Raw genomic sequence first — 19,185 nt, 5'->3', positions numbered from 1 at the left:
ATACATTACAGGAGGCTACAATGGCTATACAACGATTATTCGTAACAAAACGAGAATCTTTCAACCAAGAAGCACAACGCATGTTACTTACCTTACAACAGGAATTATCTATGCCTGCTACAAGTGTAACTATCTATGAACGATACGACATCGAAAATTTAGATGCAAAAGATTTAGAGTCTGCAAAAAATCTAATTTTCTCTGAACCTCCTGTAGATACAGTATTAGAAGAAGTCCCAAGTGTTCAAGGCTTTGTATTCGCTATTGAATATGTGCCAGGTCAATACGATCAACGTGCTGACAGTGCAGAGCAATGTATTTCTATGCTCACCCTTACATCTGGCCACATAGTACGTTGTGCTCGCGTATACGCTATCGAAGGTACTTTCACCAAAGAACAGGAAAATGCCATCAAAGCATACTACATTAACCCTGTTGATTCCCGCGAAGCGAGCCTTGATGTACCAAATACATTAGCTCTCGATTTAGAAGATCCAAATCCGGTGGCAACAGTCGATGGCTTTACTACGATGAGCGATGCTGATTTAGAAGCGCTCATCAAAAACTACGGTCTTGCTATGACATTAGCAGACTTTCAAATGATTAGACAACAATACGCAGAGGTAGAACACCGCGATCCTACGATTACAGAAATCCGCCTCTTCGATACATATTGGTCTGACCACTGCCGTCACACTACCTTTATGACGGAATTGACGGATATCACTATTGAAGACAGTCGCTTCACAGGCTCTATAAAGGAAGCCCTCGAAGAATATATGGATGGCCGTACAGAGCTCTACACGACTAAGAAAAAAGCTCGCTCCCTTATGGACATGGCTACATTGGCTGTAAAAGAATTACGCCACGCTGGAGGGCTTACAAATCTCGATGAATCTGATGAAATCAATGCATGTACCATCATCGTACCTGTCGATGTAAACGGCAAAACCGAAGAATGGTTGTTACTGTTTAAAAACGAAACCCATAACCACCCTACCGAAATCGAACCATTTGGTGGCGCAGCTACCTGTTTAGGTGGCTGTATTCGCGACCCATTGAGTGGCCGCGCTTACGTATACCAAGCTATGCGCATCACAGGCTCTGGCGATCCACATACAAGTCTTGAAGATACGTTAGAAGGAAAACTACCACAAAAGAAAATCACCCAAGAAGCGGCTCGAGGCTATTCCTCTTATGGCAACCAAATTGGCCTTGCTACAGGTGAAGTAAAAGAATATTACCATTCTGGCTACGTAGCGAAGCACATGGAAATTGGTGCTGTTATCGGTGCCGCACCTCGCAACCAAGTTCGCCGCGAAGAGCCGACTGTCGGTGATGTTGTAGTATTACTGGGCGGTAAAACTGGTCGTGATGGCTGTGGCGGCGCTACAGGTTCCTCTAAAGAACATACCGTTGATTCTCTATCCACATGCGGTGCAGAGGTTCAAAAAGGCAACGCCCTCACAGAACGAAAAATTCAACGTTTATTCCGTCGTGGCGAAGTAACGACACTTATCAAACGTTGTAATGACTTCGGTGCAGGCGGTGTATCTGTCGCCATCGGTGAATTAACTGACGGTTTATCAATCAATCTTGACTTAGTTCCTAAAAAATACGCTGGCCTCGACGGTACAGAGTTAGCCATTTCTGAATCACAAGAGCGCATGGCCTGTGTCATCGCCGCTTCTGATGTAGAAGCGTTCAAAGCATACTGCGACGAAGAAAACTTGGAATGCACAGTTGTAGCTAAGGTAACTGATACAAATCGCCTTGTTATGAACTGGAATGGCAAAACAATTGTAGATATTAGCCGCGACTTTTTAAATACAAATGGTGCTAGCCAACAACAAGAAGCTATCGTAAAAGCTCCTGCAGATCGCTCCTACTTCTTACGCGGTTCTGCTAATGCAGATAACTTCAAAGAAAAATGGCTCGCAGCTGTATCCGATTTAAATGCAGCCTCCCAACAAGGCTTAGCAGAACGCTTTGACAGCACTGTGGGTGCTAATACGGTGCTCATGCCATTCGGTGGTAAGTTCCAAAAAACACCTACCCAAGGCATGGTGGCTAAATTACCTGTTCTAAACGGTGAAACTACAACGGCTAGTATCATGACTCATGGCTTTGTACCCGAGTTATCTGCATGGAGCCCTTATCATGGTGCACAATATGCAGTGCTTTTATCTGTAGCAAAATTAGTAGCTCTTGGCGGTCGCCGTGAAGATGCATACTTAACATTACAAGAATATTTCGAACGCCTCAACTCTAAAGAATCTTGGGGTAAGCCAGTAGCTGCACTTCTCGGTGCTTATAAGGCACAAAAAGAACTTGAAATCGGCGCTATCGGCGGCAAGGACTCTATGAGCGGTACATTTATGGACCTTACAGTTCCGCCTACCCTCGTATCCTTTGCGGTTGGTACAGCCCATGTAGATAACATTGTAAGCCAAGACCTCAAAGGCGTAGATCACCGCCTCGTATTTTTTGATGTACCTCGCACATACGATGACACACCTGATTGGGATCGATTCAAAGAAAACTGCGATACACTACAAGAACAAATCGAAAAAGGTCGCGTTTACTCCGCCTATGTAGTTGATCAAGGCAGCATTCCTGAAGCAGTCACAAAAATGGCCCTTGGCAACAATATTGGTGTTAAATTCGATAAATACGCTGAACGTGGTATCTTCCAACCAGCCCTTGGTTCCTTCATCGTTGAAGTAGATATTACGGCTGTTAATTATCTTTTAGAGTTACCTGATGTGAAAGTTATCGGTGTAACCCAAGCAAATCCTGTGATTGAATGGGAAGGTCAAGCTGTATCCCTTAAAGAAGTTCAAGCAGCTTATGAAGCACCTCTAAACGATATCTTCCCTATGCATACACCAAACGGCTTTGGTGAAGCAGTCGCTTATATTCATGATCAACACGCTAAACCTCGCAGCGCCTCCCTAGGTGCCAAACCAAAAGTTCTCATCCCAGTATTCCCTGGTACAAACTGTGAATTTGACTCTGCTCGCGCCTTCGAACGAGCTGGTGCAGAAACAGATATCGTAGTCATCCGCAACCAAACTCCAGAACAATTAAAAGAATCTATCGACGTAATCAAAACTAAATTAGCAGAGTCTCAAATTCTTATGTTCCCAGGAGGTTTCAGCGCTGGTGACGAGCCAGATGGTTCTGGTAAATTCATGGCCACCCTCTTCCGCAATCCATACCTTGCAGAAGGCTTAGAAAACCTCTTGTACAAACAAGATGGCCTTGTATTAGGTATTTGTAACGGCTTCCAAGCGCTCATCAAGTTAGGCTTATTACCTGGTGGACATATTGAAACGTTAACTGCAGATCATTCTACATTGACATACAATACCATTGGTCGTCACTTATCTCGCATGGTTAATACGAAAGTTATTTCCACAAAATCCCCTTGGATGAGTGATGCTAAAGCTGGAGAAATTTACACAATACCAATTTCTCACGGCGAAGGTCGCTTTATAGCTTCTCCTCAACAAGTGTTGGAGTTCAATAAAACTGGCCAAATCTCTACACAATATGTAGACTTTGATGGTATTGCCTCCATGGATAGTCGCTTCAATCCAAATCAATCTGTAGCCGCTATCGAAGGTATTTATAGCCCTGATGGTCGCGTATTCGGCAAAATGGCACACTCCGAACGCTGTGGTGCAGGCATTAGCAAAAATATTCCTGGACAACTAGAAATGCCAATTTTTACATCTGGTGTAAAATACTTCAAATAATTGATTACTATAAACTTTCTTGTGAAAGCCTACTTCTTCAAGTAGGCTTTTTCAATATTGATTTTTTTCGAAAATATTAGTATTATAAATTGATACTATATTTACAAACATGAGTTCTCATGTAAAGCTATACATACCTAGTGTGGGTTAAGAAAGGATTTTATTATGCATTGTGCTCAGAAAATGACTCATAATATCTACTGGATTGGTAGTAATGACTGGACAACAGAACGCTTCGAAAACTTATTTCCTATTCCAAATGGTGTTAGCTATAACAGCTATTTCATCGACGATGAAAAGACTTGTGTCGTAGACTCTGTAGATGCTGAAATTCGTGAAGAGTACTTCGACAACTTGACTCACCTCTTAAATGGTCGTGAACTCGATTACATCGTCGTAAACCATATGGAACCTGATCATTGCCAAACATTATTGGAAACATTGGAACGTTATCCAAATTGTAAAATGGTAGGTAATGCTACAACATTCCGCATGTTTGAGCAATTCTATAACACTCCAAAACCAGAACAATACCATCAAATTAAAGAAGGCGATGAAATCTGTTTAGGTAAACATACATTGGTTTCTTACACTATGCCTATGGTTCACTGGCCTGAAGTAACTTGTACATACGAAAAATCTACAGGCACATTGTTCTCTGCAGATGCTTTTGGTACATTCGGTACAGTTAATGGTAATATCTTTGCTGACCAAACTGATTTCGTAGCTACATACGAAGAAGAAGCCCGTCGTTACTATACAAATATTGTTGGTAAATACGGACCTCAAGTACAAAATGCGCTTCGTAAAATTTCTAATCTTGATATCAAACGCATTGCTCCACTTCATGGTCCAATCTGGCGCACCCCTGAATCTATCCAATATATCACGCACAAATACTTACATTGGTCCAGCTATACTGCTGAGAAAAAAGGTGTTGTTATCGCTTTTGGTTCCATGTACGGCAATACTCGTGCTATTGCTCAACAATTGGCTAAACAACTCTCCAAACGTAGCGTTACAGATATCAAAATTTACGATGTTTCCAAAACTAATGCTTCCTACATCATCTCCGATGCTTGGAAATATACTAACTTGGTAACTATCGCACCTACATATAACTTGAATCTATACCTTACTATGGAAAACTTTATCCATGAATTAAAAGCCCTTAACTTCCAAAACCATAAAGTATCCATCATCGGTAACCACTCTTGGGCTTCCGCTGCGATGAAAACAATGGTTTCCCATTTCGAAAATGATTTCAAAGACATTGAAATCGTTTCCGAACCACTAGATATCAAATCCTCTTTGAAAGAAGAAGATCTTCCATTAATTGAAAAAATGGCAGACGATATCAAAGCGTCCATTGAAGCTGCTGAAATTAAAGACGTATTCTAATACAAGAGCCGCCTATTTAGGCGGCTTTTCTTTTTATATACCACATTTTATACGCCTAAAACCAAGCTATGATTTTTGGTTTATATCCATTTATTGAGATCAAATACTATATTTTAAAAGCCTTGTAAATATGCAATAATTCTACTATTTTTTTGCTTGACATAAATCTAACTTTTTCATATACTATACAAGTACCTGTTACACAACAGAATACATGGAGAGGTGTCCGAGCGGCTGAAGGAGCATGATTGGAAATCATGTGTGCGGTTATCCCGTACCCAGGGTTCAAATCCCTGTCTCTCCGCCATAGTAAAAGCAGTGCTTTCGCACTGCTTTTTTATTTGCATATAAAGAAAAAGCTATTCGAATTATACTCGAATAGCTTTTTGTATATCACACTATATTAGTTGTGAATTTTCTTTGCAATATCACCGATAATTTCAGGTGTTGTTCTACAACAGCCACCAATGATTTCAGCTCCAGCTTTTCGCCATACCTCAACGTAGTCTACAAATGATGCAGCATCGCCATACCAAGTTTTAGTTTTACTATCATAGCTTTCACCAAGATTAGGATATACAGCAATCGGTTTATCTGTAACAGTACGAATATCTTTTATCAATGATTCTACATATTCCGGTTTGGTACAATTAATGCCAATCCCTGTAATAGGATGTACCTTATCAATCATTTGTGCACATTTAATAATGGTTTCGCCACTAGAAACATGGTGCCCATCTTTACAGGAAAAAGCAATCCATGCAGGAATACCTTTGGATGTAAACGGATCAGACATAGCTCTCGCAATAGCGATCGCTTCAGCATAAGACGGTATGGTTTCAAAGGATAATATATCTGGATTTTCTTCACAGAATAACGCTAATCGAGGAATATGGAATACCTCTAGATATTCTGTTTGTACATCAGGATACCCACGGTATTCAGAACCATCCGCCAAAAAAGCGCCATAAGGACCTACAGAGGCTGCCACCAACGGTTTAGGTAAAGCACCTTCAGAAAAATATTTAACCCCCTCAGGAGTCTCTTCACCGAGCTTAATACCACGCAATGTAAGCGCCCCATTCGCCTTTGCTTCTAAAAACTCATTACGAGCTTGCACGGCTAAATGAACAGATAGTTTAACGAGCTCTATCGCTTCTTCCGTGCCATAACCTAAACCTTTAAATCCTGCTACTGTCGCTTGATAGCCAGAGCTTTGAATGATATCGGCACCAGCAGCTAAATAAGAAATATGTATTTTCTTAATGATATCTGGCTGATCCATGAGAACTTTAGCAGACCACAACTTATGTTGAATATCACAGCCATAACGCTCTAATTCGGTCCCTAAAGCTCCATCTAAGACGAGGGCGCCCTTTTCCTTAATAATATCTAAAAATGCACTTCGTTTAGCCATCATATCACCCATTCTATACATACCTCATATAACACGAGGCTTACCTAGCATATTATATCAAATAATACATTCTGGTACTATCTACAAACTATTTTAATACCTCTGCTGGAGGCTCCTTACCAAACCATTTCTTATAAATTTCTGCATATTTACCGTTTGCTTTGATCTTAGCCAAACCATCATTGATTTTGTTAAGCAACTCTGTATTGCCTTTTTTCACAGCAATACCTAGTGGTGCCGCATCATAGTCCTCTCCAGTAACCTTCGCGATACCTTTGCCCTTACCATTAACATAATATTCGTTTACTGGTGTATCATTGATAACTACATCGACGCCTTTATTTTGCAATTCTAAGAACGCATCAACAATGATATTAAACTGACGTACATCGGCATTGGGAATCTTGCTAGCAATCTCTGCGCCAGTAGAGCCGATGGATACACCAATACGTTTACCTTCTAGATCCTTAAAACTATTAATATTGGTGTTATCTATATTAACAACGAGACCATTACCTGCAATATAGTACGGTTCACTAAAATCAACGGATTTTGCTCGTTCTTCAGAAATAGTCATATCCGAAATAGCGATGTCGATGGTATTACTTTGTAATGCTGGTAAAAGCGCATCAAAGTTTAGATTTTGAATATCTGCTTCTATGCCCTCTTCATTTGCAATCGCATTGATAATATCAATATCAAATCCAGCTAATTTACCACTATCTTTGTCTTTAAAACCAAATGGTGCATAGGTCGCATCAGTACCTACACGCCATGCCTTCTGACTATTACCCGCATTACCACAGCCTGCGATTAATAAACTACTAGCAATGGTGAAAGCCCCTAATAGAGCTGCTATTTTCTTAAATTTCATATTATTACCCTTACTTCTCTCCGTTCTATCTAGAAACAGAGTTCTTCTTAATCAACTAATATATTTATGCTCACACTTATGAGCATAATAAAAATAATACCTCTAAAGGTATTATAGTTTTATGATAACATTCGATATAGTAAGGGTCAATAAATCCAACTATACCAATAGGTATTGAATTGATATAGTTTTTAGCTATATCGAAAATAACATTCCTAAGTATATAAAAAGACCGCCTTTACCAAGCATAGATGAAACTTGATAAAGGCGGTCATCCCCAAAATGGAGGATTCCTGGTTATTTATAGAATAAATAAGCTATTCAATTCATTTAGGATATATAGTATGTAATTTATTTAGCATGTTTAGCTTTTATATACATAGCTACCTTGTACAAGAACGTACAGAGTAATAAATACATTACGATACTGAGGTATGTCGCTTCAGGTGTTTCTACCCAAGCTTGAGCAAATACATCAACACCTGCAATGCGAAGTACCGCACTGAACAAGGATCCAATAGCACCACCGGCTACGAGACCAGAGGCAATTGTACTACCTTTGGAGAAGCGAAGATCTGCCAATTCTTTGTCTTTTGTACTATTTTGTACAAGATACGCAATCAAACCTCCGATAAGTAATGGTGTATTAATTTCCATTGGCAAGTATGTGCCCAAGGCAAATGCCAACGGCGGAACTCTTACCATCCACAAGATAATTGCAAATAATGCACCAGCCATGTAAAGAGGCCATTGAGCACTACCACCAGTCATCATTGGCTCAATGATTGCAGCCATAGCATTCGCTTGAGGTGCATTTAATGCATGATCTCCTACAAATCCATAAGCATCGTTTAAAAGAATCATAACACCTACAGAAAGTACGGCACAAAGAATAGTACCAACGATTTGCCATTGTTCCATTTTCTTAGGTGTAGCACCTGTCATATGTGCCACCTTAAGTTCAGACATAAAGTTACCAGCCATCCCAATAGTAGTACCAATAAAGGATGCCATCATGAGGACTGCAATCATACCGACCTTACCAGTCATACCTGCTGCGGTTAAGCATACAGCGGAGATAATAATCATAAAGATTGTCATACCTGAAACTGGTTCTGTACCTGTATAAGCGATGGAGCTAATCCCCACTACAGATAATAGGAATGACATAATAAGAACGATTAAGAACGCTACAATTGTTTGTCCGAAGCTTTCAGCATACATAAAATGGAAATATGCTGCAAATAAAACTGTACATAACAAGATGCCAGCACCAATCCAAGATGTAGGTACATCACGTTGTGTACGAAGCAAATTAACATCTACAGTTTTAGAACTAAAGATATCAAGCACCGCATTTTTAACAACATTTGCTACCACTTTAGACATTGTAATTAAACCAATAATGCCTGCCATAGCGAGCATGCCGATACCAATATGACGAACATAATCGAGGAATACCTTGCGAATTGGGGCCTCGCCCAATGGAACTGCATGACCGCCAATTTGCATAATATGTTCAGGTGCTAAATAGTACACAATCGGAATACATACAAACCAAGAGAAGAAGGAACCGGCTGCAATGATAGCCGCATAGCGAAGGCCCGTGAAATAACCAAGGCCAAGCAATGCTGCATCAGTATCTACCGCTGCAGTTAGCTTAGTTTGATCTGCAAGAGCTGCCCCCCACTTAAAGGTAGCAGTGCGAATAACCTCTTGCCACCACCCCAAACTATTAAGAATAAAGTCATACACGAGAGCAATTAAACCAGAGCCAAGCATAAGTTTTGCTTTGCTACCTTCATTACTCATCAATACTTCCGCTGCAGCACGACCACTTGGGAACGGATACACATAGTGCATTTCCTCAACGAAATAGCGACGGAACATAACGCATAATAAAACACCTAAAACGCCGCCAAGAATGATAGGAATCGCCATTTGTACAAAGGATACATCTGTTACATTCCAGATGTAAAGGGCTGGCAAAAAGAACATAGCCCCTGCTAATGTGTTCGTACTAGAACTAGCGATAGCTTGAATGTGTACCGTTTCGGCAAAAGCATTTTGTCGCTTTAAAATAACTGCTGTACCCATAGCAAGTACAGATACTGGTGCAAAGGCATCTACTGTTTGACCGATTTTCAAACATAAATAGCCAACAGCCAGTGTGAAAACTGCCGCATAGAACAAGCCCCAGAAGACTACATATGAGTTAATCTCTACGTAATCTTTCTTAGGATCTAACACCGGTTCTATGGGTGGAATGGAACGAACCTCGTCCGACATAGTAAAACCTCCTCACAGAAAAAGTACAAACGTATAACTATTCACCTTTATACTAACACGGTACTACACATGGTTCAATGGTTTTCTATGCACTATGCGAATAAAACAACACACCCCCTATAAATAATTATTTTGCATTTTTGGCGTCCCTGTTCTACAATGAAAGTATATTAAGAATCTCTATTATGTAACGGTATCGTATACTGCCCTGTATAACACGTATGTTTACTTACGAGGAGGCTCATTATGGAATCAATGGTCGAACGTTTTGTACGCTATACGAGCATAAATACACGGTCTAATGAGGAAAGTACAACCATTCCTAGTACTCAAACTCAAGTAGACTTTGCTACGAATGTGCTCGTCCCCGATTTAAAAGCAATAGGATTAGATGAGGTTATTTATAATCGTGAAAATGGTTTTGTCATCGGCACATTACATGCTAACACTGATGAGAAAGCTCCTTCCATCGGCTTCATTGCCCATATGGATACAGCTGATTATAACGCAGAAAATATTAAGCCTCGTATCGTAGAAAACTATGATGGTAGTGATATTTGCCTTAACGAAGAACATCAAATCTTCACCCGTCGTACAGATTTTCCTAACCTAAAAAATTACATTGGCAAGTCCTTAGTTGTAACCGATGGTCTAACACTTCTTGGTGGTGATGACAAGGCTGGCATCTGTGAAATCATGGAAGCCCTCGCCTATCTCGTATCTCACCCAGAAATTAAACATGGTAAAATCATGTGTGCTTTCGGTCCAGATGAAGAAATCGGTACTGGTGCTGACCACTTCGATGTTAAACAATTTCCTGTAGACTATGCTTACACTATCGATGGTGAAAGCCTAGGCCAACTCGAATATGAAACCTTTAACGCTGCTGGCGGTACAGTAACCCTCAAAGGCGTATCCGTTCACACAGGTACTGCCAAAGGTATTATGATCAACTGTGCTAAACTAGCTATGCAATTTGACGCTTTATTACCAGGGGCAGCTGTTCCTGAGCACACCTGTGGTCGCCAAGGTTTCTTTATGCTCATGAGCATGGAAACACAAGTAGATACCGGTAAAATGAACTATATTATCCGCGACCATAATAAGGAATTGTTCGAAGCAAAAAAAGCATTCTTCTTACAAGCAGGTCAAACATTGAATGAAATATATGGGCGTGAAGTATGTGAAGTCTCTGTAAAAGACCAATACTATAACATGTACGATATCATCAAAGACAATATGGAATGCGTAAACGTAGCCAAAGCAGCTATGAAAAAAGCTGGAATCACACCTATTTGTGATCCTATTCGCGGTGGCACAGATGGATCCAAAATCTCCTTCATGGGCATTCCTACACCAAATATTTTTACAGGCGTAGAAAATCTACATGGTCGTCATGAATTCGCATGTATCGATGATATGAAAAAAGCTGTTGAAGTTATCGTTAATATTGTAAATATTGAAAAATAATAATATTAGCAAAGCAGTACTAGATAACCAAAAAGGACTATACGAGCCTAGGCTCGTATAGTCCTTTTATTTTACATTTTACGCAAGCTTACCATTATGTTTACGATTCCTAATTTCTTCTTCTTCAGCGCGAGCTTTCAACGAGAGGTCTTTCTCAGTCCCCACATAACGACCATATAATAAATAATAGGCAACCAGCGCAAGGAGCGCAACAACAACAGTTACATGGAACATACTAGCATAACCTACAACCTCTTTAACGGCACCTAAAATATAGGGGCCAAAGCCAAGCCCCATATCCAAGGCAATGAAGTATGTAGATGTGGCAACACCAATACGATGAACAGGTACTATCTTAACAGTAACAGCTTGTCCATTGGACATAAATGTACCATATCCAAGGCCAACAAACACAGCCGATAAAAGCACAAGCCATGTGGAGTGAGCGATGGATAATAAGAAAATACCAAGTGCTAAGGATACAAAACAAGGATAAAGAACGAAGTTTTCCCCTTTCATATCGAAAACAATGCCAAGCAATGGTCTTGTTATAGTAATAACGACGGCATATACAACAAAGAAGAAGGTGCCCGCCATAATAAGATCTAGATCTTTTGTGTAAGCCGCCATAAAGCCAATAACGCCAGAGTAGGCAAAGCCGACTAGAATGGAAACAAGACTGATTGAATTCATCCGTGGTTCAATATAGTCCGAAATTCTAATGCCCTTATGTCCTTCAGATTCGATACCAAGTTTAGGTTCATTAAATTTCATGATTACAGAGCCAATACCGCAAAGGATGATAAGTACAACACAGAATGCAATGATAAAATCATAACCAAGACTATGAAGCATCAATATACCTAAGAATGGTCCTACTGCAGCGGCGAGAGAGGTAGATAAGCCATAATAGTTAATCCCTTCCCCTCGACGTGACGTAGGAATAATAGCAGCTATGATAGTACTTGTAGCAGTAGATGTAATACCATAAGCAAAACCATTTAAGAAGCGAACACTATCAAGCATTAGTAAGTTAGGTGTGTAGAAATACATAGCTGTTGAAATCAAGTAAATCAATAACCCTAAATAGAGCATCTTACGACATCCTAGGATACTGATAAACCGCCCTGCCAACAAACGGGCTACAACGGTGCCAATAATATATATACCAACAGCAAGTCCCGCCTGACTAGCCGTAGCATGAAGATTATCTTTTGCTACAACCGCAATAATAACGATTAATAAATAATAAATCAAAAATACTAAGAAATTAATCAAAGTATCAAGGACAAAGGATTTTGTCCACAAGGCCTCCTTAGCCTTATCCATAATATCAACTCCATTTTTTAAATTATTGTCAACCAGTTTGCGACAACGATTAATTATAAACCTCTCATTATAAAAAGCAAGAATTAATATATTATATATCTTATCAATTTTATTTATAACAAACTACATATTTACAATAAACAAGCATTAATCTCCATTTTAATATCTCATATATTTTTACGATATAAAAACACCTTCAATAGCGACAGATGAGACCAAAAGACTCAAAGCCAACTATTAAAGGTGCTACTTTAAATATTTATTTTGTTTTTAGACCACAAGCTTTGAAGAAATTCTTGTACGCTTCAGCCTTTTTCGGTAGACTCAACGGATAGGCACGTGATGTAGATGGCAAACGTGTCAATGTCAATTCCCGACCATTAAATACAAAAGGAATTGTTTCACCAGTTTTAGGTAATTTAACCTTTTCTGGTAAAAGGCTCAATAAAATCTCCGTAGCCTTGCCGCCTGTTGTACCAATATGCTTACAGTCAGGGATTTGCTCCAGTACGTCCGCAAGTGGAACTGGTTCAACGACCTTAAGAAATGCATCAGATGCATTCCCTTTTTCGCGAATAGCTTTCAAAACAGTAGGACAAGATGCAATTCCAGCTTCAGACAAAAAGGCTTTGATCTTCTCAGGATCCATCGCTTTTTCCTCACCATTTCTAAAATGATCTTTTTCATCAAAGAATACGAGGCCAAAAACACGCCACATATCATTTTGGAAATTTGGATAATGGAATTCCATAGCACGTTTTGATTGTTCTGGAGGAAATGTGCCCATCATCATGACTGTCGCCTTCTTTGGTAAGAATGGAGGGAATGGTCTTGTTTCAATTGTTTCTGCCATATAGCATCAACTCCTTTCACATTCTAATATGAACTTAATTTTCAATACAATATATGAAATATATCACACATTATAATCCAATTAGCTCCTAGGTGAAAGCAACTAAAGAACTCATTAAAATATATCAATAGACTTACATTATCTATTATTATTGGCCAATTGGTTGAGAAACCAAGGTATTAATATGATCGAAACCAACTGGTGTTGGAGATACGAGATACAAGCAAATTACAGCAGCCACGGCAAAACCGATTGCCAAATAAGAGAAACTGCCATTCCGAGGAAATTCATACATACCAAAGAGGCGTATCCCTATAGCAGCACCAATAGCTGTAATCAAAGACGGTATAGAAAAAATGTTATAAAAGCCGAATACTACCATAAGGCCTGCATAGCCACCTACTACAGTAACCATAGGCAACATGCGATCCATTGGATTTGGAATAGATCGCGTAAGTGCAGCTGGATAATATGTAGCCTCTATGCCAAACAGGCCTAAGAATATATTAAAACCAGCCCAAATGCTATCCCATACGTTTCTAAAAGCATCTCTATGCTTGCCGGCATACCATGCAAAGTCCGTAACGATTAAAATGGCTAAGCCTACACAGACAAAGTAGAATTCACTAGGAATTTTAGGGCCTGCATAAGTACCTACAGCTGTTGCAACAGCACTCAAAATCGATGCTACTATTACACGCTGTAAACGAGGTCGTTTATTTTCAGGAATGCGTTTATACACAGTAGCCAATAACTCTAAAACAAAGCAAGCCATAAAAACAGCAATGCCTGCAGCAGGAACAAAGAACGCGCTTACCAAACTCAAAATGAAGGGAATGCACAAGCGCCATTTAGGGAATAAGACAAGATCTTTATAATCTAAACGAATATCTTGTGTTTCCATAGTGAAGTTGTTGTACACCACAAAGAGCAACATAAAGGCGATTACGTCAACCGCAGTTGCACCCCAAATCAATAAAGTTGGTACTACAACCATAGATAAGGCTACCCCAGAAAGGCGAGATAAACCAGCAGCCACTAAGCCCAGTAATAAAAACGGTGTTAAAGCAGATATAATTTCGAGCATAATATTCCTCCCATCATTGTATAAATTTAAGTATATAGTATCTACCACACTACATCAAGGAGAGATATATTTTTTCATAGCTAGACGCTTTCGCACAGCAGAGGTAGAGCAACCCATCGCCTGTGCAATCTTTGCAACTCCATAACCTTGAGCACGGAGTTTTTTAATCTTATTTTCGTCTAGATCAAGAGTATTTGCCCTTATTTCTATACCTTGCTCTCGCAAATACATTGCCACTGTAGAACCACGTATCCCATAAGCTAGGCCAATGTCATCTGTACTCATGTGATGATGAATATATAAATAAGCCATCTCCTCTACGCGCATAGGCTTTCGAACTTTAGGAAGTAAACAATTTCCCATATGCCGCAATACATGGTGAACTTTCCATCGCGATATACCATACATACGAGCAATGGCATCTGTACTATTTCCACTTTTATAGGCCCTACATATACGCACTACATCTATAGAGACGTTCTTATTTGATTGCTGACAAGCCAATCCATATTCCTTCAAGCGATTCGCCATCGTCGTGATAGAAACATCATAACGCTTTGCTAATGAATGGAGCGACCACTTACCGGTCTCATACAAAGCTTGTACATGGACCATATTAATTTCTTTCTTCAGAGGCCTCCGTTCGATATCGTACGCTTTCATACGGCGCATGATGGTATCAACACTACATTGAAAATAATCCGCCACATCGCGAACGCTCCATTGCTTCTCTATATATAATTGGTGCAACAGCTGTTTTGGTATAACACGCACATTTCGATACATAATTTTGCCCTTCCTTATAAACGAACTCCTTCCCCTATTATTGTGAAAGTTTCACTAAGAAAAAACAATAAAAAAGAGGTTCCTAATAGTCACATAGGTGACCAATAGGAACCTCTTTCAATATGTAATTATATGCCCCACATTATGATATGTGACAGTATGGTTGCTATACCACATCAGTGCACAATCCATTATTATTTATGTTCCAATAAAACCATAATTAGTTTATACACTTATAAATAGATTACTTCATTAACGGTATCTACGTTCAAGAGCTTTAGGTTTACTTAAAATGATGGACCATTTCATGCCCTCTTTTAAAGCATGATTAGATTTACGACCGCGAGTTGAAGTCGCAGCTAGAGCAGTAGGCGCAGTTGTAATGCCTACATTTTCAATAAGAACTTGCCCCTCTTTAGCTACTTTATCTCGTTTAAACTCAGCTAGTCTTTCACTTAAGGTCGGTCCCGTAACAGCTTCTCTATCTAAGCGAGTCTTACTGGTAGTATAACTCGGATTGCTACTGGAACTTTTCATTGATAAGGCTTCAATATCTCGTTGAGCTGCTGCAGCCTCTTCATTGAAATGTATGTCCTCCATAGTTTTCGATGGTGCTTCTGGTTGCTGATTTACAATCGGTTTATCTTCATAAGAGTCCCGATAAAAGTCATCAACCTTAGACAAATCATCCATAGACGGTTCATCTACCTTGCGTTCTATGGAGATGCCATATTCGCGCTCCATATCTTCCCAAGTTCCGCCACCAGAGCTTTCATACTCATCATACTCTTCAGACTCTTCAGTATTCTTATTTTTTATAATGGAAAAAGCAATGTACGCTATGATACCTAAAACAAAGATTGGATTATGCGAAAAGATGGATAGCACTGAAGACAAAATAGAGTCCATAGCTACTCCTATTCACCATCTGCTAAGTTTTCACGCATTTTAGTGTCTGCAATAATATTGTTCATATTGTAGTAATCCATAACGCCAAGATTACCATTTCTGAAAGCCTCTGCCAACGCTTTAGGGACTTCAGCTTGTGCTTCCACAACCTTAGCTTGCATGTCTTGTGTTTTAGCACGCATTTCTTGTTCTGTGGCAACCGCCATTGCACGGCGTTCTTCGGCACGAGCTTGAGCGATTTTCTTATCCGCTTCGGCTTGGTCAGTTTGCAATTGAGCACCGATGTTACGTCCCACGTCTACGTCAGCGATATCGATGGATAAGATTTCAAAAGCAGTACCTGCATCAAGACCCTTACCCAATACAGTACGGGAGATATGATCTGGATTTTCCAATACATCTGTATGTTCTTCAGAAGAACCTACGGTCGTAACGATACCTTCACCTACGCGGGCAATAATTGTAGCCTCACCAGCACCACCAACGAGGCGATCGATATTAGCACGTACAGTTACACGAGCACGAACTTTCAACTCGATGCCATTTTTTGCTACCGCAGAGATAATTGGAGTTTCAATCACTTTAGGATTAACGGACATTTGAACTGCTTCCAATACATCACGACCAGCGAGGTCGATAGCTGCGGAACGTTCAAAGGTCAACGGAATAGATGCCCGTTCAGCGGCAATCAAAGCATCTACAACGCGGTCAACGTCACCACCTGCGAGGTAATGAGCTTCCAACTGATTTACATTCACATCAAGACCTGCTTTATTAGCTTTAATCAAAGGCATTACGATTTGAGATGGATTTACACGACGTAAGCGCATACCTACAAGTGTAAAGATACCTACGTTAACGCCCGCTGCTAGAGCAGATACCCAAAGCCCTAATGGCACAACATATAAGAATACCATAATACCAATCAGCAAAATGGGAATCAAAATTAAAATACCTACATCCATAATAACCTCCATTATTTACAACGATGTTGTGAAAGCTTAATCACGCTTTCTAACAATATTGCGGCCACCTACAACGCGAAGCACCACAATAGGTGAACCGGCATCGATGAAGTCACCTTCGGTTACAACATCTACCAAATTACCATTAATTTTAGCAATACCTGCAGGGCGCAGTGTTGTATGAGCTACGCCTTCCTTGCCAGCCAAATCTTCTAATACATCATTAGATACATAACCAGCTTTTGTCGTAGATCGTTGCCCTAAGGTAAACAATTTGCCTATCCAAGTCTTTTCAAAGTGATTAAAGAACACGATGATAATGACAATTAACAAGGCTGTTAATCCTAGCACGGCATACAATGCTACTGTGCCTTCCCCAAGAGCTACATAAACGCCCCACAGGAATGCGCAATAACCGATAAGACCTAAAATACCGCCTGGTACTACGAGTTCTACCGCCATCAAGGCAACGCCGATAGCCATCCATATTAAAAACTCCATAGGCCCTCCTCTCTATAATTAATTTTATGCAACTTATATGTTCATTATACAATATTGAGGATAAATTATAAAGACACTAAATAAAAACGACTACTTTCACAGATACAATCTGATTCAGTAGTCGTTTATTATATTGAATACAAGTCAATTTACTTTAATCTCAAGGTTCTATGCCAAGAGCTCGAAGTCGTATAAGGTTATACTTCTGTTTTTTTCAATTGGTCGTTGCCAACGCCTGTTTTTTGAAGGATCAATAAGCAAATGCTCATCGCCATACCTACTACAGTAGCAAGCCCCATCCCTTTTAACACTACAGGTCCAACAGCAAGTTCTGCGCCGCTAAGACCTACTACAAGGATAACGGATGTAAGAATCATATTAACAGGGTTTGTATAATCCACCTTACGTTCTACAAGCATACGCAAGCCAGATGCTGCGATAATGCCGAACAAGAGAATAGAAACCCCACCCATAACAGGTACTGGGATAGCATGAATAAGTGCTGCCACTTTACCAACAAAGGATATAATCATCGCAAGAACTGCAGCACCACCAATTACCCATACGCTAAAACAACGAGTAATGGCAAGTACGCCGATGTTTTCACCATATGTCGTATTTGGTGTAGCACCAAAGAAACCAGAAAGAATATTTGCAAGGCCATCACCAAGCAAGGATCTTTGTAGACCAGGCTCTTTCATCAAGTCTTTAGCGACGATATTACTAGTAACAACTAAATGACCAACATGCTCTGCAAATACTACGAAGAGCGCCGGCATAATCATGATAATCGCATTGATATCAAATACAGGCATGCCATAGAACTGAGGCAATGAAAGCCAAGGAGCAGCTTCTACACCAGAGAAGTCAACAACTCCCATCACAGCAGACAATACATAACCAGAGACAACACCGATAAGAACAGGAATAACAGCTAAGAAACCACGGAACACAACAGTTCCAAGCAAGGTAACAACTAAGGAAAACATAGAGATAATAACAGCTTGGCTATGGCTCATGCCTAAATCTTGATTACCGATAAGGCCAGACATACTCATCGCTACTGGCGCTAATTCTAAGCCGATAATCGCTACGATAGCACCCATTGCCGCTGGTGGGAATAATTTATCAATCCAACGCGTACCAATATAACGGACGAGAACAGATAAAATTACAAAAGATAGACCAAATACAACAAAGGCCCCTTTTGCCGCTTCATAACCAAGACCTGCAGATAACACACCTGCTACAGGCGCAATAAAAGCAAAGCTGGAACCAAGATATGCAGGAATCTTACCCTTACACACAAATAGGTACAATAATGTACCAATACCATTCATAAACAATGCTGTTGCAGAGTCTACTTTTAATAAATACGGTACCAATACAGTAGAGCCAAACATGGCAAATAAATGTTGAAAACTAAGTGGTAACATTCGGCCCCATGATGGGCGTTCTTGAATATCAATATAATCTTTCATCGTTTCTCCTCACACACAATATAACGATGCTAAGTTCATATAGTACAGTCCTTAAATATACT

The 19,185-nt window shown here is 39.9% G+C and carries 14 protein-coding genes and 1 tRNA gene; 4 read left to right on the top strand and 11 right to left on the bottom strand.

The features are described from left to right. The first annotated feature begins 20 nt into the window (after positions 1-20). The 3 genes from ACLRYO_RS07625 (at position 21) to ACLRYO_RS07615 (ending at position 5,469) form a co-directional block, all read left to right on the top strand. Complete coding sequence (locus ACLRYO_RS07625) at positions 21-3,761, top strand: phosphoribosylformylglycinamidine synthase (RefSeq protein ID WP_316708770.1); 3,741 nt, start codon at positions 21-23, stop codon at positions 3,759-3,761. A 165-nt stretch (positions 3,762-3,926) separates the two neighbouring features. Next, positions 3,927-5,162, top strand: a complete 1,236-nt coding sequence (locus ACLRYO_RS07620) for an FprA family A-type flavoprotein (protein WP_278618494.1) — start codon at positions 3,927-3,929, stop codon at positions 5,160-5,162. Positions 5,163-5,378: 216 nt separating this feature from the next. After that, positions 5,379-5,469 (top strand) — tRNA-Ser (locus ACLRYO_RS07615). Between the two features lie 96 nt (positions 5,470-5,565). Here ACLRYO_RS07615 and mmuM read toward each other — a convergent pair. The 3 genes from mmuM to ACLRYO_RS07600 form a co-directional block, all read right to left on the bottom strand. Further along, positions 5,566-6,591: a homocysteine S-methyltransferase gene (gene mmuM / locus ACLRYO_RS07610; protein ID WP_278618493.1), complete on the bottom strand. Its 1,026-nt coding sequence runs from the start codon at positions 6,589-6,591 to the stop codon at positions 5,566-5,568. Positions 6,592-6,667: 76 nt separating this feature from the next. Next, positions 6,668-7,453 carry a basic amino acid ABC transporter substrate-binding protein gene (locus tag ACLRYO_RS07605; RefSeq protein WP_278618492.1) on the bottom strand — a complete coding sequence of 262 codons (786 nt, stop codon included), beginning with the start codon at positions 7,451-7,453 and terminating at the stop codon, positions 6,668-6,670. Between the two features lie 351 nt (positions 7,454-7,804). Then, on the bottom strand, positions 7,805-9,742 hold the full coding sequence (locus tag ACLRYO_RS07600) for an OPT family oligopeptide transporter (protein WP_004697976.1): 1,938 nt from the start codon (positions 9,740-9,742) through the stop codon (positions 7,805-7,807). 246 nt (positions 9,743-9,988) lie between these two features. Between ACLRYO_RS07600 and pepT the strand changes: the two genes are divergently transcribed. Continuing rightward, positions 9,989-11,212 (top strand): peptidase T, encoded by a 1,224-nt coding sequence (gene pepT / locus ACLRYO_RS07595; RefSeq protein WP_060919438.1) that lies wholly within the window; start codon positions 9,989-9,991, stop codon positions 11,210-11,212. Between the two features lie 78 nt (positions 11,213-11,290). Here pepT and ACLRYO_RS07590 read toward each other — a convergent pair whose 3' ends face one another. The 8 genes from ACLRYO_RS07590 to uraA form a co-directional block, all read right to left on the bottom strand. After that, positions 11,291-12,541, bottom strand: a complete 1,251-nt coding sequence (locus ACLRYO_RS07590) for an MFS transporter (protein ID WP_278618491.1) — start codon at positions 12,539-12,541, stop codon at positions 11,291-11,293. Between the two features lie 259 nt (positions 12,542-12,800). Next, entirely contained in the window at positions 12,801-13,394 is a 594-nt protein-coding gene (locus tag ACLRYO_RS07585) for a DNA glycosylase (protein ID WP_008602839.1), read from the bottom strand. A 148-nt stretch (positions 13,395-13,542) separates the two neighbouring features. Then, a complete protein-coding gene (locus ACLRYO_RS07580) occupies positions 13,543-14,481 on the bottom strand; it encodes a hypothetical protein (RefSeq protein ID WP_316708768.1) in 939 nt (312 codons plus the stop codon). A gap of 54 nt (positions 14,482-14,535) precedes the next feature. Then, a complete protein-coding gene (locus ACLRYO_RS07575) occupies positions 14,536-15,267 on the bottom strand; it encodes a sortase (protein ID WP_278618487.1) in 732 nt (243 codons plus the stop codon). 252 nt (positions 15,268-15,519) lie between these two features. Next, positions 15,520-16,176, bottom strand: coding sequence for a hypothetical protein (locus ACLRYO_RS07570; RefSeq protein WP_195394449.1), 657 nt, complete (start codon positions 16,174-16,176; stop codon positions 15,520-15,522). 8 nt (positions 16,177-16,184) lie between these two features. After that, positions 16,185-17,141 carry a flotillin-like protein FloA gene (floA, locus tag ACLRYO_RS07565; RefSeq protein WP_004693762.1) on the bottom strand — a complete coding sequence of 319 codons (957 nt, stop codon included), beginning with the start codon at positions 17,139-17,141 and terminating at the stop codon, positions 16,185-16,187. Between the two features lie 36 nt (positions 17,142-17,177). Beyond that, entirely contained in the window at positions 17,178-17,642 is a 465-nt protein-coding gene (locus ACLRYO_RS07560; RefSeq protein WP_012863916.1) for an NfeD family protein, read from the bottom strand. Between the two features lie 197 nt (positions 17,643-17,839). Further along, positions 17,840-19,123, bottom strand: coding sequence for a uracil permease (gene uraA, locus ACLRYO_RS07555; protein ID WP_413084798.1), 1,284 nt, complete (start codon positions 19,121-19,123; stop codon positions 17,840-17,842). Positions 19,124-19,185 lie beyond the last annotated feature (62 nt).

Source organism: Veillonella parvula, assembly GCF_047241225.1.
Taxonomy (GTDB): Bacteria; Bacillota; Negativicutes; order Veillonellales; family Veillonellaceae; genus Veillonella; species Veillonella parvula_O.
The sequence above is the reverse complement of the archived record's forward strand: the minus strand, read 5'-3'. Positions and strand labels throughout refer to the sequence as shown.